Below are 23,197 nucleotides of genomic sequence, written 5' to 3'. Positions count from 1 at the left end.
GCATGACCGCCAAGGACTCCCGGGCCGCCGGCCTCGCCGCACTCGCCTCGCTGGTCGCGGACGAGACGCGGGCAGCATGCCTGCTCGCGCTGCTGGACGGACGGGCCTGGACCGCCGGGGAACTGGCCCGGCATGCCGGCGTCGCCGCGTCCACACTGAGCGAGCACCTGGGCAAGCTGGTGGCCGGCGGCCTGCTCGCGGAGGAACGGCAGGGCAGGCACCGGTATGTGCGGCTGGCCGACGTTCGTGTGGCACAGCTCGTGGAGGACCTTGCCGCGCAGGTGCCTGTAGCGGCCGTACGGCCGCGCTCGCTGCGGGAGTCGAGTTCCCGGTCCGCCATGGCCCGGGGCCGTACCTGTTACGACCATCTCGCCGGACGGCTCGGCATCGCGGTCACGGATGCGCTGACCTCGCGTGGGCTGCTCCGGCAGGACACCGGGTTCGCGCTGACGGACGCCGGGGTGGAGTGGTTCGGTACGGCGGGCATCCCGCTGGACCGTTCGGTCCGGCGGCCCCTGGCCCGAGCCTGTCTCGACTGGACCGAACGCCGTCCTCACCTCGCGGGTGCGGCGGGCGCCGCGTTGTGCCGGCACGCGCTGGACGTGGGCTGGTGCGTGCGGATCGGTTCCGAGCGGGCGGTGAGGGTGACTCCGTCGGGGGAGCACGAGCTATTTGAGTTGCTCGGTATTGAGGCGGCGGGGTTGGGTTGAGTCCGGCTACGGGGGTGTGGGTTGGGTGGTGTGCCGGGTGCGGGTGCGTGGGGGCTGGTCGCGCCCACGCGGCGGAGCCGCATGTCGACACAGTCCCGCGCCCCTGACGAGTTGCGGTGCGGCCGGCTGCACAGGCGCCGCGACCCGGTCATCCTCACGTAGCTGCGGGCAGTCGTGCCGCTGGGGGCGGCACGGGTGGGCGCAGCGGCACCCGGCCGGCGCCGGGGAGCGTCCCCACCTCCGCCCGGCCACAGCGACGGGGAACCAGCGACACCGTCCGATTTCCGCCAGCCCGTAGCCCTTTCGCTGCCTAGCCTCAGGAGCATGATGAACAGCGCCCCACGCCAACAGCTGCTCGCCACCGCCGCGGCCGTCGTCTCCGTCGTGCTCTGGGCCTCCGCCTTCGTGGCGATCCGGACCGCGGGGGACGCCTACTCGCCGGGTGCGCTCGCGCTCGGACGGCTCGTCGCGGGGGCCGTGGCGCTGGGCGTCATCTGTGCCGTACGGCGGGAGGGGTTGCCGCCCAGGAGCGCGTGGCGGGGCATCGGACTGTCCGGGGTGCTGTGGTTCGGGTTCTACATGGTGGTCCTGAACTGGGGTGAGCAGCAGGTGGACGCGGGCACCGCCGCTCTCGTCGTGAACGTGGGCCCGCTGCTGATAGCCCTGCTCGGTGCCAGGCTGCTCGGCGATCCGATGCCGCCCCGGCTGCTGGCGGGGATGGCCGTGTCGTTCGCCGGTGCCGTGACCGTGGGGCTGTCGATGTCGGCCGGGGGCGGTTCCTCGGTGTTCGGGGTGGTGCTGTGTCTGCTCGCGGCGGTGGCCTACGCCGGCGGGGTCGTCGCGCAGAAGCCGGCCCTCGGGCACGGAAGTGCCCTGCAGGTGACGACCTACGGGTGCCTCGTCGGTGCCGTGGTCTGCCTGCCGTTCACCGGACAGCTGGTGCGGGAGGCCGCCCACGCGCCGGTGTCGGCCACCCTCGACATGGTGTATCTCGGTGTCTTTCCCACCGCTCTCGCCTTCACCACCTGGGCCTACGCCCTCGCCCGCACCACCGCCAGCCGGATGGGCGCGACGACGTACGCCGTTCCGGCGCTGGTCGTGCTGATGTCGTGGCTGGCGCTCGGCGAGGTGCCGGGGCTGCTCACGCTGGTGGGCGGGGCGCTGTGCCTCGCGGGCGTGGCGGTGTCCCGGTCCCGGATGCGCGGGCGGACCCGGCGGGTCGCGGCCGGGGAGCCGCGACCCGAGAAGGTCGGCTGACCGTCAGAACACCACCAGGGAGCGGCCGCCCTTGCCCGCCAGCATGTTCTCGAAGGCCGCCGGGATGCCCTCCAGGGCGATCCGGTCGGTGACCAGGGCCGAGAGGTCCAGCCGGCCCTCCCGTACGTGTTCGGCGAGCACCGGGAGGTCGCGGGCCGGGTCGCTGTTGCCGTAGACGCAGCCGGACAGCGTGCGGCCCCACTGGAAGATCTCCAGGGCGTTGAAGGTGACCTCCTGGTCCTTGCCGCCGATGCCGACGACCGTCGTACGGCCGCCCCGGCGGGTGGACTCCCAGGCGGCGCGGATGGTGACCGCGCGGCCCACGCACTCCACGGAGACGTCGACGCCCTGCTTGTCGGTGAGGGCGCGGATCTCGCGGGGGGTGGTGTCGGAGGCGAGGACGAAGTCCGTGGCACCGGCGGCGCGGGCCAGTTCCTCCTTCTCCGGCGAGACGTCGACGGCGATGATCCGGGACGCGCCCGCGATGCGCGCGGACTGGAGGGTGGCCAGGCCCACTCCCCCGACGCCGAACACCGCGACCGTCTCGTCCGGGCGGACCCCGGCCGAGTGGTGTACGGCGCCGTAGCCGGTCAGGACGGCGCAGCCGAGGAGGGCCGCGTCGGTGAGCGGGACCCCCTCCGGGAGGGGCAGCACGCAGGAGGCGGCGACGACGGTCTCCTCGGCGAACGCGGCCACGTTCAGACCGGGGTGGAGGTCGGTGCCGTCGGCGGTGCGGGCGTAGACGTCGGCGGTGCCGTTGAGCGCGTTGGCGCACAGCCAGACCTCGCCGAGCGTGCAGGCGTGGCAGGTGCCGCAGGACGGCGCCCAGTTGAGGACGACGGGGGTGCCGGGCGACACGTGGGTGACGCCCTCGCCCACGGCCACGACGGTTCCGGCGCCCTCGTGGCCGAGGACCACCGGGGCCGGCACCCGCAGGGTGCCGTTGGACAGGGACAGGTCGGAGTGGCAGACACCGGCGGCGGCGAGGCGGACGCGGACCTGCCCGGGGCCCGGCTCGGGCAGCTCGATGTCGGTGATCTTCAGCGCGGCGCCGATGGCGGGCAGGACGGCGGCTCGTACGGCCATGGGTCGTGGACTTCCTTAGAACTGGAGGGACTTGGTCTGGAGGTACTCGGCGAGCCCGTGGCTGCCCAGTTCCCGGCCGACGCCGGACTGCTTGTAGCCGCCGAAGGGGGCGAGGGGGTTGAACCGGCCGCCGTTGATGTCGACCTGACCGGTGTCCATACGGCGGGCGAAGGCCACGGCCTCGGCCTCGTCGCCGGCCCAGACGGCGCCGGCGAGGCCGTAGACGGTGCCGTTGGCGATGCGCAGGGCGTCCTCCTCGTCCTCGTAGCGGAGGATCGAGAGGACCGGGCCGAAGATCTCCTCCTGCGCGATCGTCATCTCCGGGGTGACGTCCGCGAAGACCGTCGGGCTGACGTAGCAGCCCTTCTCGCGCGGGGATTCGGGGCCGCCGGCGACCAGGCGGGCGCCCTCGGCGACACCCTTCTCGATGTAACCGCGCACGCGTGCCTGCTGCTTGGCGTTGACGACCGGTCCGATGCGCTCGCCGTACTTGGCGGCGGCCGCGGCGGCCAGTTCCACGGCCTCGTCGTACCGGTCGCGGTGGACCAGCATCCGGGTCCAGGCACTGCACGTCTGGCCGGAGTTGGACATGACGTTGGCGACGCCGACGTTGACGGCCTTGGCGAGGTCGGCGCTCGGCAGGATGACGTTGGCGGACTTGCCGCCCAGCTCCAGCGCCACCTTCTTGACGGCCGCGCCGGCGACCGCGCCGATCTGCCGGCCGACCGCGGTGGAGCCGGTGAAGGAGACCAGGTCGACGCCCGGGTGCTCGGCGAGCGCCTGTCCGGCGACCGGGCCGAGGCCGGTGACGAGGTTGAACACACCGGCCGGTACGCCCGCCTCGTGGACCGCCTCCGCGAAGAGCTGGGCGGTGAGCGGGGTGTCCTCGGCGGGCTTGAGGACGAGGGTGCAGCCCGCGGCGAGCGCCGGGGCGACCTTGGCGACGATCTGGTGGAGCGGGTAGTTCCAGGGCGTGATCGCGCCCACGACGCCGATCGGCTCGTGCAGGACGGTGGAGTTGCCGACCTTCTCCTCGAAGGAGTGGGTGGCGGCCAGGCCGGCGTAGGAGCCCGCGACGGCGATCGGCACGCCCGCGTGGACCGCCTGCGCGAACTGCGGCGGGGCGCCCAGTTCAGCGGTGACCGTCTCGGCGATCTCGTCCTTGCGGGCCGCGAGCGCGTCCCGCAGCGCGGCCAGGCGCGCGGCCCGCTCGGCCGGGGGTGTGGCGGCCCAGGCCGGGAGGGCGGCGCGTGCGGCACGTACGGCGGTGTCCACGTCCAGGGCGCTCCCGGCCGGGACCCGGCCGATGACCTGCTCGTCGGCCGGGTTCACGACGTCGATCACGTCCCGGCTCTCGGCGGGGCGCCAGGCGCCGTCGATGTACAGGCCGTCATGTGCCTTCATGCTGCTTCCTCCCGGCAGGGCTGCGTCGTCCGGCAACAAACTAGCGGCGTTAGTTTTCAGGCGCCATACACGACCGGACGTCCCCGGGATATCAGAAGTCGGCCTGACCCCGTTCGTCCACCCCGCCCACGGGCTCCTGGCCGAAAGCCTTCCCGTAGGCGAGTTCAGCGCACCGGGCGGCGCAGCGCACGGGGTCCTATGTGCCGGACAGAGCGCGCTCGAAGAACGTGAGGACGTGGTCGCGCACCAGGGGTACCGAGCGCGCCGGGTCGAGCGCGCCCACCATCTGGTCGCGGCCCTCGCCGGTCATCGGGCCGTCCGCCTGGAGCCGGGGCACCATGGCGGCGAAGTCGCTGAACACCCAGTGCATCGCGTCGTCGATCTGCCGCCTCCGGATGCGCCGGCCCGGGTGGTCGAGCATGGCCGGCCAGGAGCGGTCGATGTCCGCGTCGCGGAAGCCGGCGGTGCCCAGCAGGAGCATCGGCCGGTCCATTCCGTACCGGGCCACGGGATACAGCTGCGCCGGCCCGCCGGGCCGGTCCGACGGGTGGTCGAGATAACCCTCCAGGTTGACCACCGCGCGGATGCGCCGGTCCTCGTACGCGGCCCGGGCAGCCGCCGTACCGCCCGCCGAGTGCCCGTACATGCCCACCCGGGCCAGGTCCAGCGCCTGCGGGAGGTGCCTGGGCCTCACTCCTCCAGGTCCGGCAGCCGTGCCGGAGACGGGCAGATCCGTTCGCCGTGCCGGTCGAAGACGAAGAGGTGGGCGATGTCGACGAGCAGGGGGACCTGCATGCCGTGCCGGAGCTGGATGTCCGGGGTGGTGCGCACGACCAGGTCGCCGGGCGTCCGGCCCTCCGCGGGCACGCGGGCGAGGCCCTCGTCGGGCGGGTCCTCCAGGACCACGACCGGCCCGGCGCGCAGGGCACCGGCCCGGTCCCTGAGCCGGTCCAGGACCGTGGAGCCCTCCCGGCGGCGGCGCCGCGCGGGGCGGCCGGACGGGCGCGGGGCCTCCAGCTCCGGTACGACGGCCGGGCTCGAACCGGTGTTGAAGTGGACGAGGACCTCGTGCCCCTGGAACTCCACGTGCTCCACCAGGCCACTGATCGCCACCTCGCCGAGCCGGGGGGCGGCGGGCCGTGGGAGTCCCCCACGTCCGCGCGAAGCCGAGAACTCGGGGGAGATCCGGACCGCCTCCGAGCGCAGCCCGACGATCACCTCACGGCCCTGCTGCACGCGCAGCAACCGGTGGTCCAGGGAGAGGGGTTCGGGCAGGCGCAGCGCCTGCCTGCCGAGGCTGATGGTCATGGCGCCGTCCAGCGGGGCGCGGACCACCCCGCGCAGCAAGTTGATGCGCGGGGTGCCGACGAAGGCCGCGACGAAGACGTTGCGGGGCAGCGCGTACACCTCACGCGGGCTGCCGACCTGCTGGAGCACCCCGCCGCGCAGGACGGCGACCCGGTCGCCGAGCGACATGGCCTCGGCCTGGTCGTGCGTGACGTACACCGTGGTCACGCCCAACTCGCGGGTGAGCTGGGATATTTCGGCCCTCAGGCGGTTGCGGAGCTTGGCGTCGAGGTTGGACAGCGGCTCGTCCATCAAGAAGGCTGAGGGGTGGCGGGCGATGGCCCGGCCCATGGCGACGCGCTGGCGTTCGCCGCCGGAGAGCTGACCGGGGAAGCGGTCGAGCAGGTCCTCGATGCCGAGCATCCGGGCGGTCGCGTCCACGCGCGGGCGGGGGTCGGCGCCGGGGGCCTCGATGCGCAGCGGGAAGGCGATGTTGTCGCGGCTGGTCATGCTCGGGTAGAGGGCGAAGTTCTGGAAGACCATCGCGATGTGGCGGTCGGAGGGCAGCCAGTCGTTGGCGTACTCGCCGTCGAGGAGCAGTTCGCCCTCGTCGATCTCCTCGAGTCCGGCGATCACGCGCAGCACGGTGGACTTGCCGCAGCCGGAGGGTCCGAGCAGGACCAGGAACTCGCCGGGCGCGATGTCCAGCGAGAGTCGGTCCACCACGCGGGTGCCCCGCGTGTAGGACTTGCTCACGTCGTGCAGAGAGATGGCGCGTGTCATAACTGGTGCCCCCGGGGGCTGTCCGGAGCGCCGCTGCTCCGTGGGTCCGAAGGCCGCGTGCGGGTCGTACGAGGCCTGTGGGTCACGGAAGTTAACGGAATGCGCTCGGCCGGGGAAGACGGGGCGCGGCATCGGGGTGCCGCGCCCCTGGCAGGGGCGGAAACGGACGACGGGATTCGGGTCGCCGGGCGTGGTCGGCCGCCGGGCGCGCCGTGCGGTCATCTCGTCGCGGTCAGGTGGGCGAAGACCACCACGTTGCTCGTGTAGCCCGTGCGCCGGGTGAACAGGCCGCCGCAGGTGAGTACGCGCAGCTCCGGGCGGCGGGCCGGGCCGTACACCTCCTTGTCGGGGAAGCCGGTCTTGTCGAAGACCTTCACCCGGTCCACGGTGTAGACGGCGGTACGGCCGTCCGCCCGCTCGGCCTCGATCGGCTTGCCGGGCTTCACCTGGGCGAGCGCGGCGAAGACGGCGGGGCCGGTCGTGGTGTCGCGGTGGCCGACGGCGATCGCGGTGCCCGACTCCCCCGGTGTGGCGCCGCCCTGGTACCAGCCGATTTCCTTCGGCCGGTCGAGCGGCGGTGTCTCCAACTGCCGGTCCCGGTCGAGCCGTAGCCCGATGACCGGTGCGTCGATCCCGAGGGACCGGATGCGGAGGGACGTGGGGCGGGACCGGGGCAGCGGGCGGGGCGGGGGCGTCGGGGCGGAATCCTCCCGGCCCGCGCCCCGCCCGTCGGTGCGGTCGGAGCCCGGGGCGGCCGGACCGCCCGCCTGGAGGGAGGCCGGTCCGTCGTCCCCGCCGCACCGGACCCCCACCGTCACCAGGACGGTCACGAGCAGGGCCGTCCTGGCGAGACGGTAGGCGCGGGTCCGGTACCACGGCCTGCGTCTGCGCCTACGCGGCGCCATGCGGCCGTCGGCGGATCAGCCGGAGGTACGCCACTCCGCTGACCGCGACCAGTCCCACGGCCGCCGCCGCGGCCACGGGCGAGAAGGCGCCCGAAGTGTCGATCAGGCCGCCGCCGCCCGCGTGCACGCCGCCCTTCGGGCCGTCGTTGTGGTCGCCGCCCTGTGCCCAGGCCGCGTCGTCGCGCTGGTCGCTCTGCTGGTCCTTCTGCTGACCGCCCTGCTGGTCCTTCTGCTGGTGGTCCTCGATCTGGCCCGGAGCGTGCGCCCCGTCGTCCTTGGCCAGGTCACGGCAGTTGACGCGGAAGACCTTCTCCTTGGTGGCGCCCGCGACCACCCAGGTGATCTTGTACTGGCCGTCCGCCAGCCCCAGCGGGTCGGTGTGCCCGGCACCGCCGGCGAGCGGGACGGCACCCGTGACGGTGGCGGACGTGGGCAGCGGGGGCTGCGGCGTGATGGTGTACGGGATGCTGGCCAGGGTGTCGAAGTTGACGGCGTCGAGATAGAACCTGCAGACCTGCGACTCGTCCTTCCCCGTGCCGGGAAGCGCATAGACCCGGTGGACCCTGATGTCGCCGTTCTCTCCTTGGGCCACCGCGGTCGGCGCCGCCACCCACGACGCTCCCGCCGCGGCGAGGGCGGTGAGGACGACGGTGGCGCCCGCGCGGGAGCCGACGGCACGTGGGAGTGTCAGGGTGGGCATGCGCATTCCTCCGAGTTCAGACGATTTTCATACAAATCGCTCTTTCGTCTGGACTCTGCTTCACGAGCACCGTGCCCCGCGGCATCGACGCCCGGCGCGCCGTCAGATATCGCTCGTGCGGCGCAATACCGGGCGCCATGGACGCGTGCTCGGGAGATCAGACGATGCCGAAGAGGATCCCCGCCCCGAGCACCACGAGGGAGGTCAGGGCGGCCCACTTCACGACGAACCTGGTGTGGTCGCCGAACTCGACCTTGGCCATGCCGACGAGGACGTACACGGCCGGGACGAGCGGGCTGGACATGTGCAGCGGCTGGCCGACGAGCGAGGCGCGGGCGATCTCGACGGAGGAGACGCCGTGCGCCTGACCGGCCTCGGCGAGCACCGGCAGGATGCCGAAGTAGAAGCCGTCGTTGGACATGAAGTACGTGAGCGGGATGCTCAGCACGCCGGTGACGAAGGCCATGTGCGGGCCCATGCCGGCGGGGATGTTGTCCACCAGCCACGTGGCCATGTGGTCGACCATGCCGGTGCCCTGCAGGACGCCGGTGAAGACGGCGGCGGCGAAGACCATGCCGGAGACGTTGAGGACGTTGTCGGCGTGCGCGGCCAGCCGGGCCTTCTGGTCCGGCATGTGCGGGAAGTTGACGGTCAGCGCGAGCGCGGCACCGAGCAGGAACAGCACCGGGATCGGCAGCCACTCCATGATCATGGCGGTGAGCAGGGCGACCGTGAGCAGCGCGTTGAACCAGTAGAGCCTGGGGCGCAGGGTGGCACGGTTCGGGTCGAGGCCCTGGAAGCGCTCGTCCTCGGGCTCGTCGGGCAGGTCCGCGCCGGCGCCGGAACCACCCGTGCTCCGGGCGCCCTCGCCGCTGCCGGCACCGACCAGCACGGTCTCCGTGCGGGTCTGTGCCACCAGCGCCTCGTCCAGCGTCAGCACGCCGAGCCGCCCCCGCTCGCGGCGGCCGAGGACGTAGGCGAGGACGAACACGAACAGCAGGCCCGTGGCGAGCGCCGGGATCATCGGCACGAAGACGTCGCTCGCGTCCAGCTTCAGCGCGGTCGCGGCCCGTGCGGTCGGACCGCCCCAGGGCAGCGTGTTCATCACTCCGTTGGCCATGGCCGCCACACCGGTCATCACGACCAGGCTCATCCTCAGGCGCTTGTACAGCGGGTACATCGCCGAGACCGTGATCATGAAGGTGGTCGAGCCGTCGCCGTCGAGCGACACGATCGCGGCGAGGACGGCCGTTCCGACGACGATCCGCAGCGGATCGGCCTTGCAGAACCTCAGGATCGCCCGGACGACCGGGTCGAAGAGGCCGACGTCGATCATCACACCGAAGTAGACGATCGCGAACATGAGCATCGCCGCGGTGGGGGCGAGGCCGGTGACGCCGTCGATGACGTAGTCGCCGAGCCTGGCGCCCTTACCGACGAAGACGCAGAACAGTGCCGGGATCAGCACGAGCGCCGCGATCGGCGACATCTTCTTCAGCATGATCAGGACCAGGAAGGTCGCGATCATGGCGAAGCCGAGGATGGTCAGCATGAGTGGATACCTAACGTTCGCCCTTGAACATCCCACCTGGGGCCGGCGGTGCGACGACGTTAGGTCCCGTCAAACGGCGTTAACAAGACGTTGACACGCGAGCAATAAGCGCAAAACTCCAGGTCACAGCTGTGCGGTGAGTTCGACGGGCACCCCGTTGAGGACCGCGTTGCCCGACAGCGGGTCGAGCAGGCTGCCGTCCAGGAGCTGGTTGACGTTGACCCCGGGCTCCCGGACCGCGTGGCTCATCCGGGTCCCGGGGCGGTCGTGCCCCCAGCCGTGCGGCAGGCTCACCACGCCCGGCCGGACGCCGTCGGTGACCTCGGCGGGGGCGACCACCTCTCCCCCGGCCCCCTTCACCCGTACGTCCGCCCCGTCCCGCACGCCGAGGCGCTCCGCGTCCTCGGGGTGGATGTGGAGGGTGCAGCGGTTGCTGCCGCCGGTGAGGGCGGGCACGTTGTGCATCCAGCTGTTGTTGGAGCGCAGATGGCGGCGGCCGACGAGGACCAGCTCCGCGGGGCGTTCGCGCAGGGCGGCCCGGAGCCGGGGCAGGTCGCCGGCGATCGGCTCGGGCAGCAGCTCGACCCTGCCGCTCGCGGTCTTCAGCGGCTGCGGCAGCCGGGGCCGCAGCGGGCCGAGGTCGATGCCGTGCGGGTGCGCGAGCAGCCGGTCCAGGTTCAGCCCGTCGGGCCGTACGCCGAAGCCGTCGCCGTAGGGGCCGAGGCGCAGCATCAGGTCGAGCCGGCGCTCGGGGCCGGTGTCCCCGGTGAGCTGTGCGGCGAGTTCCTTCGGGTCGCGGCCGTGCACCGGGGAGTGGGTCTCCTGGACGGCCTTGCCGAGGGTCTGCTCGATCACCATCGCGTCCACCGCGCCCGGGTCGGCGCCGTGCATGCCGAGCACGGCCAGGGTCAGCCGGGCGAGGATCTCCGTCTCGGCCATGCGGCCGGGTTCCAGGGGTACGGCGGGGCGGCTGTAGCGGACCTGGTTGCGGACGGCGAGGGTGTTGAAGGCGAAGTCGTGGTGCGGGCTCTGCGCGGGCGGCGGCGGGGGCAGCACCACGTCGGCGTGGCGGGAGGTCTCGTTGAGGTAGGGGTCGACGCTGACCATGAAGTCCAGCGAGTCCAGGGCCTTGTCGAGGCGCCGGCCGTCGGGGGCGGACAGCACCGGGTTGGCCGCGATCACGACGAGCGCGCGGATGGGCTCGCCCGCCTCGGTGGCGGTGTCGATCTCCTCGGCCAGGGCGGAGAGCGGCAACTCGCCCTTGGCCTCCGGAAGTCGCCGCACTCGCGAGTGCCAGCGGCCGAGCGCGAAGCCGTGTCCGGGGCCCGCCGGGCGGGGCGTCCTGTCGGTGGCCGCCTGCGGGAACAGGGCGCCGCCCGGCCGGTCCAGGTTGCCGGTGAGGATGTTGAGGACGTCGACCAGCCAGCTCGCCAGCGTGCCGTGCGGGACGGTGCAGCTGCCGATGCGGGCGTAGACGGCGGCGGTGGGGGCGGCGGCGAGTTCGCGGGCGAGCGTGCGGATGAGGGCGGGTTCGACGTCACACGCCCCCGCGACGGCCTCGGGGGTGAACTCCCTCAGCGAGTCGCGGAGTTCGGGCAACCCCTGGACGTGCGGGGCGAGCCGCCCGAGGTCGGTCAGGTCCTCCTCGAACAGCACGGTGGCCATCGCGGCGAGCAGCAGTGCGTCGGCTCCGGGCCGGACGGCGATGTGCCGGTCGGCGAGCTTCGCGGTCCGGGTGCGGCGCGGGTCCACGACGGTGAGCCGGCCGCCGCGGGCCCTGAGGGCCTTCAGCTTGCCGGGGAAGTCGGGTGCGGTGCACAGACTGCCGTTGGACTCCACGGGGTTGGCGCCGATGAGGAGCAGATGGTCGGTGTGGTCGAGGTCCGGCACCGGGATGGCGTGGGCGTCGCCGAAGAGCAGCCCGCTGGAGACGTGCTTGGGCATCTGGTCGACCGTGGAGGCGGTGAACAGACTGCGGGTGCGCAGCGCGCCGAGCAGGACCGGCGGGTAGAGGGCACCGGCCATGGTGTGCACGTTGGGGTTGCCGAGGACGAGCCCGAGGGCGTCGGCGCCGTACCGCTCCACGACCGGGCGCAGGCCCGCGGCGACCGCGTCGAAGGCCTCCTCCCAGGTGGCCTCGCGCAGGGTGCCGTCCTCGCGGACGAGCGGGGTGCGCAGCCGGTCGGGGTCGCCGTCGACAGCGCCGAAGGAGGCGCCCTTGGGGCAGATGAACCCCTTGCTGAAGACGTCCTCGCGGTCGCCGCGGGCGCCGGTGACTCGGGTGCCCTCGATGGTGAGGGTCAGCCCGCAGGTCGCCTCGCACAGGGGGCAGATTCGCAGGGCGGTGCGGGACACGGGTCCTCCCGGAGGGTCGGCGGCGGCCGTACCGCTGGGGCACAGGCGGGCTCCGGCCGAGCATACCGACCGGTAGGCATGGAGGGGAGCCCCTTGTCGCCGCCGGGATCTTCACGAGCGGCCCGGCCGGGACGAAAGGCTCAGTCGAGCACACGCCCCAGGTACGCCCGCAGCAGCTCCCGCGTCTCGTGGATGATCGCCTCGTCGCCCTGGGGGTCGATCCGGAAGGCCAGCTGCACGAGGGTGTCCGCGCTCTCCACGGCGACCAGGAAGACGCGGCGCAGCTCGTCGTCCGGGGTCCGGCCGAGAAAGCCGGCGAGCAGGTCGGTGAGGCGGTCGGCGACCCGGGTGTTGGGTTCGGCCTCGCGGACGCCGACCGGGATCTGGTTGCCGAAGTCCACGAGGGAGAAGCCGGGCGCGGTGCGCTTCATGCTCAGGTACTCGTCCAGTACGGCGTCCATGGCATCCCGCCAGTCGCCCCGCCGCGCCTCCTGGAGGCGCTGCGTGACGCGCTCGGTGTACCGCTCCAGGTTGCGCTGGGCGAGGGCGTCGGCCATCTGCCGCTTGTTGCCGAAGAAGCGGTAGACCGAGCCGATGGGCACTCCGGCGCGCAGGGCCACCGCACGGGTGCTCAGCTCGTCGTAGCCGACCTCGTCGAGGAGGTCGGCGCAGGCGTCCAGGATCCTGGTCAGCCGTTCGGCGCTGCGCCGCTGGACAGGCGCGCGACGAAGCGATGTCGCGTGGGGCACGGACTTCATGATGCCTTTCCGCCGGGGTCCGGTGAACCTCGCCCCCCAGTACGGAAAAGGGTGCCCGTTGCACTCATCAGGGAGGCGCCCATCCTCATCGGGGTGTCGCCGCCGGCCCCGTCTCCGCGCCGGACGCCGTGATGTCGGCGGTGCTCTGGACCGGGTCGCCGTGCACGGCCCACACCGTGCCGTCGTCGGCGTACAGGCGGGCGGTGACGTGATGGGTGCCGTGCGGGACCAGGCGGGGGGTCAGGTGGTACTCGGGTGCGCGCAGCCGGGAGACCTGGCGGCCGTCGACGAAGAGGGACGCGAGGCCGTGCCCGGGGACCGCCTTCGACCGTTCGCCGGCCGCGGAGAAACGGAAGTGGCGCAGCCTCAGCCGCACGTCCCAGCCGCCGGCGGCGTCCGGGGTCACCTCGACACCGACCTCGGGCGCGTCCTCCTTGCCGACCTCGCGCAGATGCCGGCCGGTCTCGTCCGTGTCGTCCAGGACCTTGCCCACCGGAGAGGGCGAGACGGCACCGGCGCCCCCGTGCGCCCCACCGGTCCCGCAGCCCTGCACCCCGAGCGGCAGCAGGACGCAGACCGAGAGCAGGGTCAGGGCTCTGCGCCTCCACGACGTCCACGACATGCCCGGGAGATTAGAACAACGTTCCGCCAACCGAATCCCCCTCAAGTCTGGTTCCGGCCTCGCCCCGGGAGGGAGGAGGGCCCGAAGCCCTCTTGCGCCCGCCCGCACTCATTCCTACGGTGATGCATAGGAATGAGGAGCGCAAGGGAGCGATCATGAGCGGGGACGCACGGAAGACCGCCGAGGGACTGTCGTATCTGTCCGGGTTCGGCAACGAACACGCCTCGGAGGCGGTGCCGGGCGCCCTGCCCGAGGGCCGCAACTCGCCGCAGCGCGCGCCGCTCGGCCTGTACGCCGAGCAGCTGAGCGGTTCGGCCTTCACGGAGCCGCGGTCGCACAACCGCCGCTCCTGGCTGTACCGGGTCCGCCCGTCGGCCGCGCACCCGGCGTTCACCCGGACCGGCAACGGCGCGATCCGCACCGCTCCCTTCACCGAGACCGTGCCCGACCCCAACCGGCTGCGCTGGAACCCGCTCCCCGAGCCGCCGGCCGGCACGGACTTCCTGGCGGGCCTGTGGACCCTGGGCGGCAACGGCGACGCGAGCCAGCGCTCCGGCATGGCCGTGCACCTGTACCACGCCAACTCCTCGATGGAGCGGGTCTTCTCCGACGCCGACGGGGAACTGCTGATCGTGCCGGAGCGCGGCGGACTGCTGCTGCACACCGAGTTCGGCAGGCTCCATGCGGAACCGGGCCATGTGGCGCTGATCCCACGTGGGGTGCGCTTCCGTGTGGAGCTGCTGGACACCGCGCCGGACGGCGGGCAGAGCCCGACGGCACGCGGCTATGTGTGCGAGAACTACGGGGCGCCCTTCCAGCTCCCCGACCTCGGGCCCATCGGAGCCAACGGGCTCGCCAACGCCCGGGACTTCCGGGCACCGGTCGCCGCGTACGAGGACGTGGAGGGCCCGGTGGAGGTGGTGAACAAGTTCTGCGGCAACCTCTGGACGGCGACGTACGACCACTCGCCCCTCGACGTGGTCGCCTGGCACGGCAACCATGTGCCGTACGTCTACGACCTGCGCCGCTTCAATGTGATCGGCACCATCTCGTACGACCACCCGGACCCCTCCATCTTCACGGTCCTGACCTCCCCGTCGGACACCCCGGGCCTGGCCGGCGTCGACTTCGTGGTCTTCGCGCCGCGCTGGCTGGTGGGCGAGGACACCTTCCGGCCGCCGTACTTCCACCGGAACGTGATGAGCGAGTACATGGGTCTCGTCGAGGGCGCCTACGACGCCAAGGCGGAGGGTTTCGTGCCGGGCGGCGGCTCGCTGCACAACATGATGTCCGCGCACGGCCCGGACCGGGAGACCTTCGACAGGGCGAGCGCCGCCGAACTGAAGCCGCAGAAGATCGACGACGGGCTGGCGTTCATGTTCGAGACGCGCTGGCCGGTGACGCTCACCCCGCACGCGGCCGGGGCGGACCACCTCCAGCAGCGGTACGACGACGTGTGGCAGGGACTCGAACGTCACTTCCGCGCGCTGTGACAGCTGCGTTGCACAGAACGTTCCTCAACAGGTACGGATAGCCATGTGACCTCCTTCGCTCCGGATTCGATCGTCCTGAACCGCAAGCTGCCGCTGTGGTACCAGGTGTCGCAGTCGCTGCGCGCCTCGATACTCGGCCGCTCGCCACGGGATCCGCTGCGCCTGCCCACCGAGGAGCAGCTGGCCGAGCACTACGGGGTCAGCGTGCTGACCATGCGGCAGGCGCTGAAGGAACTGGAGGACGAGGGGCTGATCAGCCGGCACCGGCGGCGCGGCACGTTCATCGAGCCGGACGTGCAGCGCGGTGCCCCGGTGCGGCTGCTCGGCTCGGTGGACGCGATCGTGGCCCAGCAGTCCGGTATGACGACCGAGCTGCTGGACCACGGCAGCGTCCCCGTGCCGGCCGGTCTCGCCGAGCACTTCCCCGACCTCACGGAGGTGGCCACGTACCACCGCCTGCGCAGCGACGAGAAGACCGGCGAGCCGACCAACCACGCCCTCAACCACGTACGACCCGAACTGGCCGCGCGCATCGACCTGGACGACCTGGTCCGCTGGCCGATGACGAAGGTGCTGCGGGACGTCGTCGGGGCGGACATCAGCCGCATCACGGACACCGTGGAGGCGAGGCTCGCCGACCCGGAGACGGCCCGCCTGCTGGAGGTGCCGCTGCTCAGCCCGATCCTGCACTACACGGGCGTGACGTACGACGCCGGAGGCCGGGTCCTGGACGTGGCGGTCATCCACTACCGGGGGGACCGCTTCTCCTTCACGGTGACCCTGGACGCCACCTGACCCGGCGCGCGGAAGCAGGCCGTACCATGCCCAGCGTGACGCACGACGACGCTCCGCTGCTCGCGGACCTCATGCCGTGGTCCGTCGCACCGCTGCGGCCGGGCCGCGCCTGGCCGACGGCACCCGACGCGGCGTCCCTGAAGGCCCGCTGGGCCGCCCTACTCAAGTCCGAAGGGCCGGACCGGGAGGCCCTGTTCGAGCCGACACGCTCCCGTACGCCGCAGTCGGCGGTGGGGCAGCTGCCCGGCCAGTCCACCGGCACCGAACGGCTGGCGCGCGCCGAGGGCCCCTGCGCCGAACCGGTACGGGTCCTGGCGGCACCCTTCGACGAGCAGTGGCTGATCCCGGACCACCGGCTGATCGACACGGCCCGCCCGGAGTTGTGGCGGGTGGCCGACGAGCACCAGGTGTTCGTGGTGGAGGCGGGCACGGAGACCACCGGGCACACCCCCCTCCTGGCGACCGCCCTCCTGCCCACCCTGCGCACCGGCCTCATCCGCCCGCTGTACCGCCGCCCGGGCGGCACGGAACCGAACCTGGCGCCGGGCCTGCTGGACCACCTCTCCGCCCGGCTCGGCACACGCCCCAGCCCGCCGGACGTACTGGCCTGGATCCTGGCGGCGATCCGCCCCGACCTCACCGTGCCGCTCACCGAGGACCCGGAACTCTGGTCCGGGGGCGTCGAGCTGGGCCACCGCATGCTGTGGCTGATGCGCCGCGACGGGGACCGCCCCAGACTCCCCGGCGGCCGCCGCCCCTACGTCCGCGCACCCCTCCCTGCCCGCCCCGCGACCGTCGGCTTCGACCGCGACGAGGAGACCCTCCACCTCGACGAGGGCCGCATCTCCCCCGTCCCGCCGGGGGCCTGGGACTACGAGGTGTCGGGCGCCCGCGTCCTGGAGGCCTGGTTCGCCACCCGCACGGCCTCGCCCGAGCCCGGCACGCTGGCCGCCATCCGCCCGACCGTCTGGCCCCAGCCCTGGACCTCCGAACTCCTCGAGCTGATCACGATCCTGGCCCTGCTGTCGGAGCTGCGCCCACGGCGGGCCGGCCTGAAGCCGGTCTCGACGATCACCGCGGCGGACCTCCGCAAGGCGGACGTCCTCCCGGCGCCGGACTCGTCCCACCGCCCCGCCTCGGTCCTGGACCACCACGAGGAGGGCCCGGAGGGCCAGTTCGCGCTGCTCTAGCCGCGGCTCGTCCAGGGCGGCCCGCAGCCGTGGGCCAGGGAGTTCCGGCCCAGGGCCCGCCGGCGACCGTGATCCGCCCCTGCGCGTCCCGGTCGAGCAGGGTGAAGCTGCTGTCCAGGCCGTCCTTGGCGAAGTCCAGCCGGAGATCCGCGGGCGGCCCGGGCACCGGCCGGTGGCCGGCCCGGGCCGGGACGGTGGCGAGGCGCGGCGCGTCCCAGGCCCAGGCGAACCAGTCGATGTCCCCGTGATCGCGGGTGACCTCACCGAGAAAGAAGTCCATGGCCCAGCCGCCACGCAGCCACAGCTCGATGCCGTCACCGCGAGCCGCCTCCAAGTCATGTGCGATCAGCATGAGTTGACGTTCGGCCCGCTCCTGATCCATCAGTCCCACCGAGACCCCCAGCGGCGGGGCGGCACCGGCCGCCCGGGCTAGGTCCTGTCGTCAAATTCCCGTCGTCGCCCGAAGGGCGGCCTCGCGGCGTCTGGTGCGTGCTCTCGGCGTGCCGGGCGGAAGTCCTCGTACTGGACGTACTTGGGCTTTCGCCCGGTGCGGCGAGAGTGCGTGCCAGGCGTCGTGGGGCAGACGGGAATTTGACGACAGGGCCTAGCGCGGCTCGAACGCATCCAGCACCCGCTCCAACGCCCGCTGGAAGACCGCCTCCAGATCGACCGGCCCCGGATCCTCACTGAACGCAGCCGCCAATCTCGGATACGCGCCGGAGGCGAGCCGGCCGCTCAGGTACGCGGTACGTGCCGCGTTCTCCTCGTCCTCCGACCAGGGCAGCGCGCGCACCCGCTCGGCCGTGTCGAACTCGTTGCGGACGTAGGTGGTCACCACGCCGTTCAGCATGGCGATGAGCTCGAATTTGGTGCCGTTGGACACCTCCAGCGGGCCCAGGCAGGCCAGGCAGTGCTCCAGATAGCGAAGGGCGTGCGGGCTGAAGCCGTAGACCGGGGACATCAGGCGCGGCACCCACGGGTGGCGGTGCATCAGCGCGCGGGTCTCGTGCGCCACCCGGAGCAGATCCGCCCGCCAGTCCCCACCGGGCTCCCACAGGACGTGCTCCGCGCTCACCGCGTCCATCATCAGCTCGTACAGGTCCTCCTTGCGGGGGACGTAGTTGTAGAGCGACATGGTGCCGCAGCCCAGCTCGGCCGCGACGTGCCGCATCGAGACCCCGTCGAGCCCCTGCGCGTCGGCGATCCGGACGGCCGCCGCCGCGATGTCGTCGCGGGTGTGGGCCGGCTTCGGGCCCCGGCCGGTGCGCTCGGGGCGCGCCCAGATCACTTCGGGGACGGCCCCTCGGACTGTCATCGGTCATCACCTCGGCCACCATCGTAGTTACGTACGGCGTACGCAGTGCGCTATGGTCGCGACATGACTACTACGTACGGTGTACTCAGTGAGGGGCTGGAGAAGCGCTTCGGCGCCGTGCACGCCCTGCGGGGGCTCGACCTCGCCGTGGGACAGGGGACGGTGTGCGGGCTGCTGGGCCCGAACGGCGCGGGGAAGACGACGGCGGTACGGCTGCTGACCACACTGCTGCGGCCCGACGCCGGCTCGGCGCGGGTGGCCGGGCACGACCTGGTGCGGGACCCGGCCGCGGTACGGCGCCGGATCGGGGTCGCCGGGCAGTACGCCTCGGTCGACGGGGACCTCACCGGCCGGCAGAACCTGCGGCTGTTCGCGCGGCTGCACCGGGTGCGGGGGCCGGCCGGCCGCGCGGACGAGCTGCTGGAGCGGTTCGGGCTGGCCGAGGCCGCGGACCGCAGGGCGGCCACCTACTCCGGCGGCATGCGGCGCCGGCTGGACCTCGCGGCGAGCCTGATCCGCCGGCCCGACGTGCTCTTCCTCGACGAGCCGACCACTGGCCTGGACCCGGTCGGCCGCACCCGCATCCGGGAGGCGGTGCGCGACCTGAAGGCGGACGGCACGACGGTGCTCCTCACCACGCAGTATCTGGAGGAGGCCGACCAACTCGCCGACGACATCGCCCTGGTGGACCGGGGCAGCGTCGCCCACACCGGGTCGCCCGCCGAGCTCAAGGCGCTCATCGGGTCGCATGCCGAGGCCGTCGTCGCGAACGCCGACGGGCTGCTGGACGCGGCCGGCGTGCTCGACCGACTCACCGGTTCCGCGCCCGTGTTCGACCATGAGCGCAACGCCGTCGGCGCGGTCACCACCGACCCGACCCTCACCCTGCCCCGCCTGGTGCGCGAACTGGACGCGGCCGGCGTGCCGTTGCTCGACGCGAGCCTGCGGCCGCCGACCCTCGACGACGTCTTCCTGCGGCTCACCGGAGAGTCCGCCCACGACAGGGAGCCGGTGGCATGAGCGCGTTGACCCACGACGGATGGGCGATGACGGGCCGGCAGCTGCGCCGGGTCCGCAACAGCCCCGGCCTCGCCGTGCTGACTCAGCTGATGCCGGTGAACATGCTGCTGTTCTTCGGCTACGTCTTCGGCAGCGCCCTGGCGATGCCCGGCCGCGAGTACCGTTCCTTCCTCGTGCCGGGGCTGCTGGCCGCGACCGCCGCCGGCGGGCTCATGACCGGAATGTTCCAGGCCGCCGCGGACACCCACCGGGGCGTGATGGACCGCTTCCGCACGATGCCGGTGAGCCGGGCCGCCGTGCCGCTCGGGCAGGCGGTGGCGGACCTCGTCGTCACCACCCTCGGCACCGTTCCCCTGCTGCTGGTGGGGCTCGCGGTGGGCTGGCGGATCGAGGGCTCCGCGCCCGCGGCCGCCGGAGCCGTGGCGCTGCTGCTGCTCTTCCGGTTCGCCTGCACCTGTGCCGGGATCTTCCTGGGGCTGCTCACCCGCAGCGAGGACGCCGCAGGGCAGCTCGGTGCCTCCTCCTTCGTGCTGCCGCTGCTGTCGAACGCCTACATTCCCACCGGGAACCTGCCCGGCCTGCTGCGCACGCTCGCCGAGTGGAACCCGATCAGCGCGGTGACCACCGCCCTGCGGAAGCTGTTCGGCGACGCGCGCGTCCCGGCGGACTCCGCCTGGCCGGTGGCCCACCCGGTCGCCGGGGCGCTGCTGTGGAGCCTGGTCCTGATCGCCGTGTTCCTGCCCCTGGCCGTACACCGGTACGCGCACGGCGAGCGATGACCCACTGCTGACAAAGCCGCCGGTCAGGGGAGATCATCCACCCCATGGACCTTCTCCCGCTGCCCCTGGAGGGCATCACCGTCGTCGCCGTCGAACAGGCCGTGTCCGCGCCCTTCGCGACCCGGCAGCTCGCCGACCTGGGCGCCAGGGTCATCAAGGTGGAGCGGATCGACGGCGGCGACTTCGCACGCGGGTATGACACCGCGGCCCGGGGTCTGGCCTCGCACTTCGTGTGGTGCAACCGGGGCAAGGAGTCCATCGCCGTCGACCTCAAGGACCCGCGCGGCCTGGACGCCGTACGGCGTCTGATCGCGGACGCGGACGTGTTCGTGCAGAACCTCGCCCAGGGGGCCGCGGCCCGGCTGGGGCTCGACGCGGCCACGCTGTGCGCGGCGGATCCGCGGCTGATCGCCGTGGACATCTCGGGGTACGGCAGCTCGGGGCCGTACGCGGACAAGCGGGCGTACGACATGCTCGTGCAGTGCGAGGCGGGGCTGGTGTCGGTGACCGGTACGCCCGGGCAGCCCGTCAAGGCGGGGATCCCGGCGGCGGACATCGCAGCGGCCATGTACGCCTTCTCGGGGGTGCTGGCCGCGCTGGTGCGGCGCGGCACGACCGGTCGGGGCGGACCGGTCGAGGTGTCCATGCTGGAGGCGCTCGCCGAGTGGATGGGGCATCCGCTGCACCACGCGATGCACGGGGGTGAGCCGCCGGCCCGTACCGGCCTCGCGCATGCCGTCATCGCGCCCTACGACGCCTATGCGACGGCTGACGGCGGGCGGGTGCTGCTGTCGGTGCAGAACGACCGCGAGTGGCGGCGGCTCGCCGAGCAGGTCATAGGACGGCCGGAACTGGCGACGGACCCGGCCTGCGCGACGAATGCGGCCCGGGTTGCCAACCGGGAGCGGACCGACGAACTGGTCGCCGGGGCGCTCGGCGCGCTGAGCGCGGACGAGGCGCTGGCCCGGCTGGAGCGGGCAGGCATCGCCTGCGCACGGCTCAGGGATCTGCAGGAACTCGCGGATCATCCGCAGCTGGCGGCCAGGGAGCGGTGGCGTCAGGTGGGTTCGCCGGTGGGGCCGCTGAAGGCGTTGCTGCCTCCCATCACACTGCCGGGCGGGGACGAGGCACGGATGGGTGATGTGCCCGCGCTCGGACAGCACACCGGGGCGCTGCTGCGTGCCGTGGGGATGACGGACGACGAGATCGCAGCGTTGCGCCGGGACGGTGTGGCGGCCTGAGCGCGGGCCTCCTGGATCAGGTTCCAGGGACTGCCGGTTCGCTCAGTGACTGCTCAGTGTCCGCCGAACAGCGAGCGGCGCAGCCGGCGCAACGGCGCGAAGAGGGAGACGCGACTGACCCGCCTGCCTCGGTCGCTGCGCTCGTGCGGGGTGTCACGTGCCGTCAGCTCGCGCATCAGCGAAGTCGCCTCGGCCGCCTGCTGGTGCGGTATGGCGGGACCCGCCAGCACCGAGAGATGGCGGTCGAGGCGCGAACTGGTCGCGCTGCTCCCGCAGGTGATAGCAGGGACCCTGGCCCTACTGCGTGTTATCTGCTCCATGTCACTCCCCACCCGTACGAGTCCACCCGGCCCGGGCAGAGTAACCCTATCCCCCCGGTGGGGCACGCGTGTATCGCGCCCACAGGATTCACCTTCCCCGCAAGGCTGTTGACCATCCCTCGACGACTACTCTCCGAATCCGACCGATTTCAGGGTGAGTTGGACAAGCGGCTGGCCGGTGGGCTGTGCTGACCCTCCGTCAGGCTCGACGGTTACAGCGAGTGACGTCGAGGATTTGCCGAGACCCTTGGCGACCAAGGGCGTGTCGACCGCGAAGAGCCCGAGGGAGCGCGGTTGCACATGGGGGCGCATGAGCCAGAGCTGGTGCACGCGGCCGCCGGACGGGGTGCCGTATCCGCTGAGGGTGACGACGGCCCGCCCCTGGGATGCGGAGGCGATTACTCCGATACTGCGGCCCCGCGCGTCCTCGCTGCTCGCGGCGCGGGCGTCGGGAGCAGCCAGAACGTGTGCGATCTCACGTGCCTGAGCCCGTTCGGCGTCGAGCCTGCCCTGGGTGCGGTCCGCCTGGACGGCGAAGAGGGAGGCGACGACCAGGGCCGCGGCGGCGGTCGCCGTGGCGAACGGGACGAAGAGGGGGCGCCCGCGGGGCGTACGGGTGCGCGACGGCGGAGGCTGGGTGCCCCAGACGTGCGGCGGCAGCTGGGGCGCGCGCTCACGCGCGGGCGCGGGCGCCTGCTCCTGCGGGGTGCTGCGGACGGCGGCCAGGACCCGGTCACGCAGGGCGGCCGGCGCGGGGGCCGCCGCGGACCAGGCGAGGCGCACCGCGTCCTCGGACAGGGCCCGCACCTCCGCGGCGCAGCGGTCACAGCCCTTCAGGTGTTTCTCGAAGCGGCGCCGCTCGGCGGGGTCGAGGGCGTCGAGCGCGTAGGGAGCGGCGAGCGAGTGCAGGTCCTCGCGGCCCAGGATGCGGCCGAGGATGCTCATGCGGCACCTCCCAGGCACTCGCGCAGCCGGGTGAGTCCGTCGCGCATCCGCGTCTTGACCGTGCCCAGCGGCAGCTTCAGCCGCTCGGCCACCTCACGGTACGTGTAGCCGTCGTAGTAGGCGAGCGTCACGGACTGGCGCTGCAGCGCGGTGAGCCGGTCCAGGCAGCGGCGCACCCACTCGCGCTCCAGGCCTGCCTCGACCTCCTCGGACACATGGTCGAAGGCGGGTTCCCCGGCGCGCAGGGCCTCGCGCTGTTCGCGTTCGCCGGCCGCGCGGGCGCTGCGCACCCGGTCGACGGCACGGCGGTGGGCGAGGGTGAGGATCCAGGAGAGGGCGCTGCCCCGGGCGGGGTCGAACCGGGCGGCGGAGCGCCACAGTTCGAGCAGCACCTCCTGGGCGACCTCCTCGGACTGGGCGGGGTCGCGCACCACCCGTCGCACGAGCCCGAACACCGGCCCGGACACCAGTGCGTACAGATCCTCGAACGCTCGCTGGTCACCGCCCGCCACGAGCACGAGCAGTTCGTCCGCCTCCACCCCGTTCCCCCTTCCGTGGCCGCAGCCGGCCGCCCTGCCTCTGACTCCACGCATCCGCACGAGCGCACACCTCCGGCGGGTGATACGGATCAGCATGCCGAAAACGCGGGTTTGAAAACCCGAAAAGATTTTTTCCGCCGG

23 protein-coding genes are annotated in these 23,197 nt (G+C 72.8%); 8 read left to right on the top strand and 15 right to left on the bottom strand.

Going from position 1 to position 23,197, the window contains the following annotated elements:
• Positions 1-2 precede the first annotated feature (2 nt).
• Positions 3-710 carry a helix-turn-helix transcriptional regulator gene (locus FB157_RS24245; RefSeq protein ID WP_145882728.1) on the top strand — a complete coding sequence of 236 codons (708 nt, stop codon included), beginning with the start codon at positions 3-5 and terminating at the stop codon, positions 708-710.
• A 324-nt stretch (positions 711-1,034) separates the two neighbouring features.
• Positions 1,035-1,967, top strand: a complete 933-nt coding sequence (locus FB157_RS24240) for a DMT family transporter (RefSeq protein WP_145882727.1) — start codon at positions 1,035-1,037, stop codon at positions 1,965-1,967.
• 3 nt (positions 1,968-1,970) lie between these two features.
• On the opposite strand, the gene FB157_RS24235 is transcribed toward FB157_RS24240, so the two are convergent.
• The 10 genes from FB157_RS24235 to FB157_RS24190 all read right to left on the bottom strand — a co-directional run bounded on the left by FB157_RS24235 (position 1,971) and on the right by FB157_RS24190 (position 13,419).
• On the bottom strand, positions 1,971-3,053 hold the full coding sequence (locus tag FB157_RS24235; protein WP_145882726.1) for a Zn-dependent alcohol dehydrogenase: 1,083 nt from the start codon (positions 3,051-3,053) through the stop codon (positions 1,971-1,973).
• A gap of 15 nt (positions 3,054-3,068) precedes the next feature.
• Positions 3,069-4,457 (bottom strand): aldehyde dehydrogenase family protein, encoded by a 1,389-nt coding sequence (locus tag FB157_RS24230; protein WP_145882725.1) that lies wholly within the window; start codon positions 4,455-4,457, stop codon positions 3,069-3,071.
• Between the two features lie 196 nt (positions 4,458-4,653).
• On the bottom strand, positions 4,654-5,151 hold the full coding sequence (locus FB157_RS24225; protein WP_145882724.1) for a hypothetical protein: 498 nt from the start codon (positions 5,149-5,151) through the stop codon (positions 4,654-4,656).
• Positions 5,148-6,527 carry an ABC transporter ATP-binding protein gene (locus FB157_RS24220; protein ID WP_145882723.1) on the bottom strand — a complete coding sequence of 460 codons (1,380 nt, stop codon included), beginning with the start codon at positions 6,525-6,527 and terminating at the stop codon, positions 5,148-5,150. Before FB157_RS24220 ends, FB157_RS24225 begins: the two co-directional genes overlap by 4 nt.
• Positions 6,528-6,745: 218 nt before the next feature.
• Positions 6,746-7,432, bottom strand: coding sequence for a class F sortase (locus tag FB157_RS24215; protein ID WP_145882722.1), 687 nt, complete (start codon positions 7,430-7,432; stop codon positions 6,746-6,748).
• Positions 7,419-8,132, bottom strand: coding sequence for a hypothetical protein (locus FB157_RS24210; protein ID WP_145882721.1), 714 nt, complete (start codon positions 8,130-8,132; stop codon positions 7,419-7,421). The genes FB157_RS24215 and FB157_RS24210 overlap by 14 nt, the downstream gene beginning before the upstream one ends.
• 157 nt (positions 8,133-8,289) lie before the next feature.
• Positions 8,290-9,684, bottom strand: a complete 1,395-nt coding sequence (locus tag FB157_RS24205; RefSeq protein WP_145882720.1) for a CitMHS family transporter — start codon at positions 9,682-9,684, stop codon at positions 8,290-8,292.
• A 123-nt stretch (positions 9,685-9,807) separates the two neighbouring features.
• A complete protein-coding gene (locus FB157_RS24200; RefSeq protein ID WP_145882719.1) occupies positions 9,808-12,039 on the bottom strand; it encodes a molybdopterin oxidoreductase family protein in 2,232 nt (743 codons plus the stop codon).
• Positions 12,040-12,179: 140 nt separating this feature from the next.
• Positions 12,180-12,797 (bottom strand): TetR/AcrR family transcriptional regulator, encoded by a 618-nt coding sequence (locus tag FB157_RS24195; protein ID WP_145882718.1) that lies wholly within the window; start codon positions 12,795-12,797, stop codon positions 12,180-12,182.
• Between the two features lie 85 nt (positions 12,798-12,882).
• Positions 12,883-13,419, bottom strand: a complete 537-nt coding sequence (locus tag FB157_RS24190) for a hypothetical protein (RefSeq protein WP_145882717.1) — start codon at positions 13,417-13,419, stop codon at positions 12,883-12,885.
• Between the two features lie 155 nt (positions 13,420-13,574).
• Here FB157_RS24190 and hmgA point away from each other — a divergent pair, with 155 nt between their 5' ends.
• The 3 genes from hmgA to FB157_RS24175 are packed head-to-tail and all read left to right on the top strand — an operon-like array spanning position 13,575 to position 16,897.
• The gene (gene hmgA, locus FB157_RS24185) at positions 13,575-14,912 is read left to right on the top strand and encodes a homogentisate 1,2-dioxygenase (RefSeq protein WP_145882716.1); all 1,338 of its coding nucleotides are present in this window, start codon (positions 13,575-13,577) and stop codon (positions 14,910-14,912) included.
• Positions 14,913-14,957: 45 nt separating this feature from the next.
• Positions 14,958-15,707, top strand: a complete 750-nt coding sequence (locus tag FB157_RS24180; protein WP_145882715.1) for a GntR family transcriptional regulator — start codon at positions 14,958-14,960, stop codon at positions 15,705-15,707.
• A 26-nt stretch (positions 15,708-15,733) separates the two neighbouring features.
• A complete protein-coding gene (locus FB157_RS24175; protein WP_145882714.1) occupies positions 15,734-16,897 on the top strand; it encodes a type ISP restriction/modification enzyme in 1,164 nt (387 codons plus the stop codon).
• Here FB157_RS24175 and FB157_RS24170 read toward each other — a convergent pair.
• Positions 16,779-17,249 carry a nucleotidyltransferase domain-containing protein gene (locus FB157_RS24170; protein ID WP_145882841.1) on the bottom strand — a complete coding sequence of 157 codons (471 nt, stop codon included), beginning with the start codon at positions 17,247-17,249 and terminating at the stop codon, positions 16,779-16,781. The two genes, FB157_RS24175 and FB157_RS24170, sit on opposite strands and share 119 nt — an antisense overlap.
• A gap of 252 nt (positions 17,250-17,501) precedes the next feature.
• Entirely contained in the window at positions 17,502-18,212 is a 711-nt protein-coding gene (locus FB157_RS24160) for a TetR/AcrR family transcriptional regulator (protein ID WP_145882713.1), read from the bottom strand.
• A 63-nt stretch (positions 18,213-18,275) separates the two neighbouring features.
• Here FB157_RS24160 and FB157_RS24155 point away from each other — a divergent pair, with 63 nt between their 5' ends.
• From FB157_RS24155 to FB157_RS24145, 3 genes are read left to right on the top strand one after another with little or no spacing between them, the layout of a single operon-like run.
• A complete protein-coding gene (locus tag FB157_RS24155; protein WP_145882712.1) occupies positions 18,276-19,232 on the top strand; it encodes an ATP-binding cassette domain-containing protein in 957 nt (318 codons plus the stop codon).
• Positions 19,229-20,011: an ABC transporter permease gene (locus FB157_RS24150; protein ID WP_145882711.1), complete on the top strand. Its 783-nt coding sequence runs from the start codon at positions 19,229-19,231 to the stop codon at positions 20,009-20,011. The genes FB157_RS24155 and FB157_RS24150 overlap by 4 nt, the downstream gene beginning before the upstream one ends.
• A 44-nt stretch (positions 20,012-20,055) precedes the next feature.
• Entirely contained in the window at positions 20,056-21,252 is a 1,197-nt protein-coding gene (locus FB157_RS24145) for a CaiB/BaiF CoA-transferase family protein (RefSeq protein WP_145882710.1), read from the top strand.
• A 53-nt stretch (positions 21,253-21,305) separates the two neighbouring features.
• On the opposite strand, the gene FB157_RS24140 is transcribed toward FB157_RS24145, so the two are convergent.
• From FB157_RS24140 to FB157_RS24130, 3 genes are all read right to left on the bottom strand, one after another.
• Positions 21,306-21,572: a hypothetical protein gene (locus FB157_RS24140; protein WP_145882709.1), complete on the bottom strand. Its 267-nt coding sequence runs from the start codon at positions 21,570-21,572 to the stop codon at positions 21,306-21,308.
• 126 nt (positions 21,573-21,698) lie between these two features.
• Complete coding sequence (locus tag FB157_RS24135) at positions 21,699-22,517, bottom strand: anti-sigma factor domain-containing protein (RefSeq protein WP_145882708.1); 819 nt, start codon at positions 22,515-22,517, stop codon at positions 21,699-21,701.
• Positions 22,514-23,056: a sigma-70 family RNA polymerase sigma factor gene (locus FB157_RS24130; protein WP_145882707.1), complete on the bottom strand. Its 543-nt coding sequence runs from the start codon at positions 23,054-23,056 to the stop codon at positions 22,514-22,516. The genes FB157_RS24135 and FB157_RS24130 overlap by 4 nt, the downstream gene beginning before the upstream one ends.
• Positions 23,057-23,197: the final 141 nt, after the last annotated feature.

It is taken from the genome of Streptomyces sp. BK340 (genome assembly GCF_007827595.1).
Classification (GTDB): Bacteria; Actinomycetota; Actinomycetes; order Streptomycetales; family Streptomycetaceae; genus Streptomyces.
Note: the sequence above shows the minus strand (reverse complement) of the source record. Positions and strands in the feature narration are given on the sequence as shown.

Coding starts and splice junctions, on each gene's coding strand:
- FB157_RS24245 (WP_145882728.1), top strand. CDS start 3: ATGACCGCCAAGGACTCCCGGGCCGCCGGCCTCGCCGCACTCGCCTCG.
- FB157_RS24240 (WP_145882727.1), top strand. CDS start 1,035: ATGATGAACAGCGCCCCACGCCAACAGCTGCTCGCCACCGCCGCGGCC.
- FB157_RS24235 (WP_145882726.1), bottom strand. CDS start 3,053: ATGGCCGTACGAGCCGCCGTCCTGCCCGCCATCGGCGCCGCGCTGAAG.
- FB157_RS24230 (WP_145882725.1), bottom strand. CDS start 4,457: ATGAAGGCACATGACGGCCTGTACATCGACGGCGCCTGGCGCCCCGCC.
- FB157_RS24220 (WP_145882723.1), bottom strand. CDS start 6,527: ATGACACGCGCCATCTCTCTGCACGACGTGAGCAAGTCCTACACGCGG.
- FB157_RS24215 (WP_145882722.1), bottom strand. CDS start 7,432: ATGGCGCCGCGTAGGCGCAGACGCAGGCCGTGGTACCGGACCCGCGCC.
- FB157_RS24210 (WP_145882721.1), bottom strand. CDS start 8,132: ATGCCCACCCTGACACTCCCACGTGCCGTCGGCTCCCGCGCGGGCGCC.
- FB157_RS24205 (WP_145882720.1), bottom strand. CDS start 9,684: ATGCTGACCATCCTCGGCTTCGCCATGATCGCGACCTTCCTGGTCCTG.
- FB157_RS24195 (WP_145882718.1), bottom strand. CDS start 12,797: ATGAAGTCCGTGCCCCACGCGACATCGCTTCGTCGCGCGCCTGTCCAG.
- FB157_RS24190 (WP_145882717.1), bottom strand. CDS start 13,419: ATGTCGTGGACGTCGTGGAGGCGCAGAGCCCTGACCCTGCTCTCGGTC.
- hmgA (WP_145882716.1), top strand. CDS start 13,575: ATGAGCGGGGACGCACGGAAGACCGCCGAGGGACTGTCGTATCTGTCC.
- FB157_RS24175 (WP_145882714.1), top strand. CDS start 15,734: ATGCCCAGCGTGACGCACGACGACGCTCCGCTGCTCGCGGACCTCATG.
- FB157_RS24170 (WP_145882841.1), bottom strand. CDS start 17,249: ATGCTGATCGCACATGACTTGGAGGCGGCTCGCGGTGACGGCATCGAG.
- FB157_RS24160 (WP_145882713.1), bottom strand. CDS start 18,212: ATGACAGTCCGAGGGGCCGTCCCCGAAGTGATCTGGGCGCGCCCCGAG.
- FB157_RS24155 (WP_145882712.1), top strand. CDS start 18,276: ATGACTACTACGTACGGTGTACTCAGTGAGGGGCTGGAGAAGCGCTTC.
- FB157_RS24150 (WP_145882711.1), top strand. CDS start 19,229: ATGAGCGCGTTGACCCACGACGGATGGGCGATGACGGGCCGGCAGCTG.
- FB157_RS24145 (WP_145882710.1), top strand. CDS start 20,056: ATGGACCTTCTCCCGCTGCCCCTGGAGGGCATCACCGTCGTCGCCGTC.
- FB157_RS24140 (WP_145882709.1), bottom strand. CDS start 21,572: ATGGAGCAGATAACACGCAGTAGGGCCAGGGTCCCTGCTATCACCTGC.
- FB157_RS24135 (WP_145882708.1), bottom strand. CDS start 22,517: ATGAGCATCCTCGGCCGCATCCTGGGCCGCGAGGACCTGCACTCGCTC.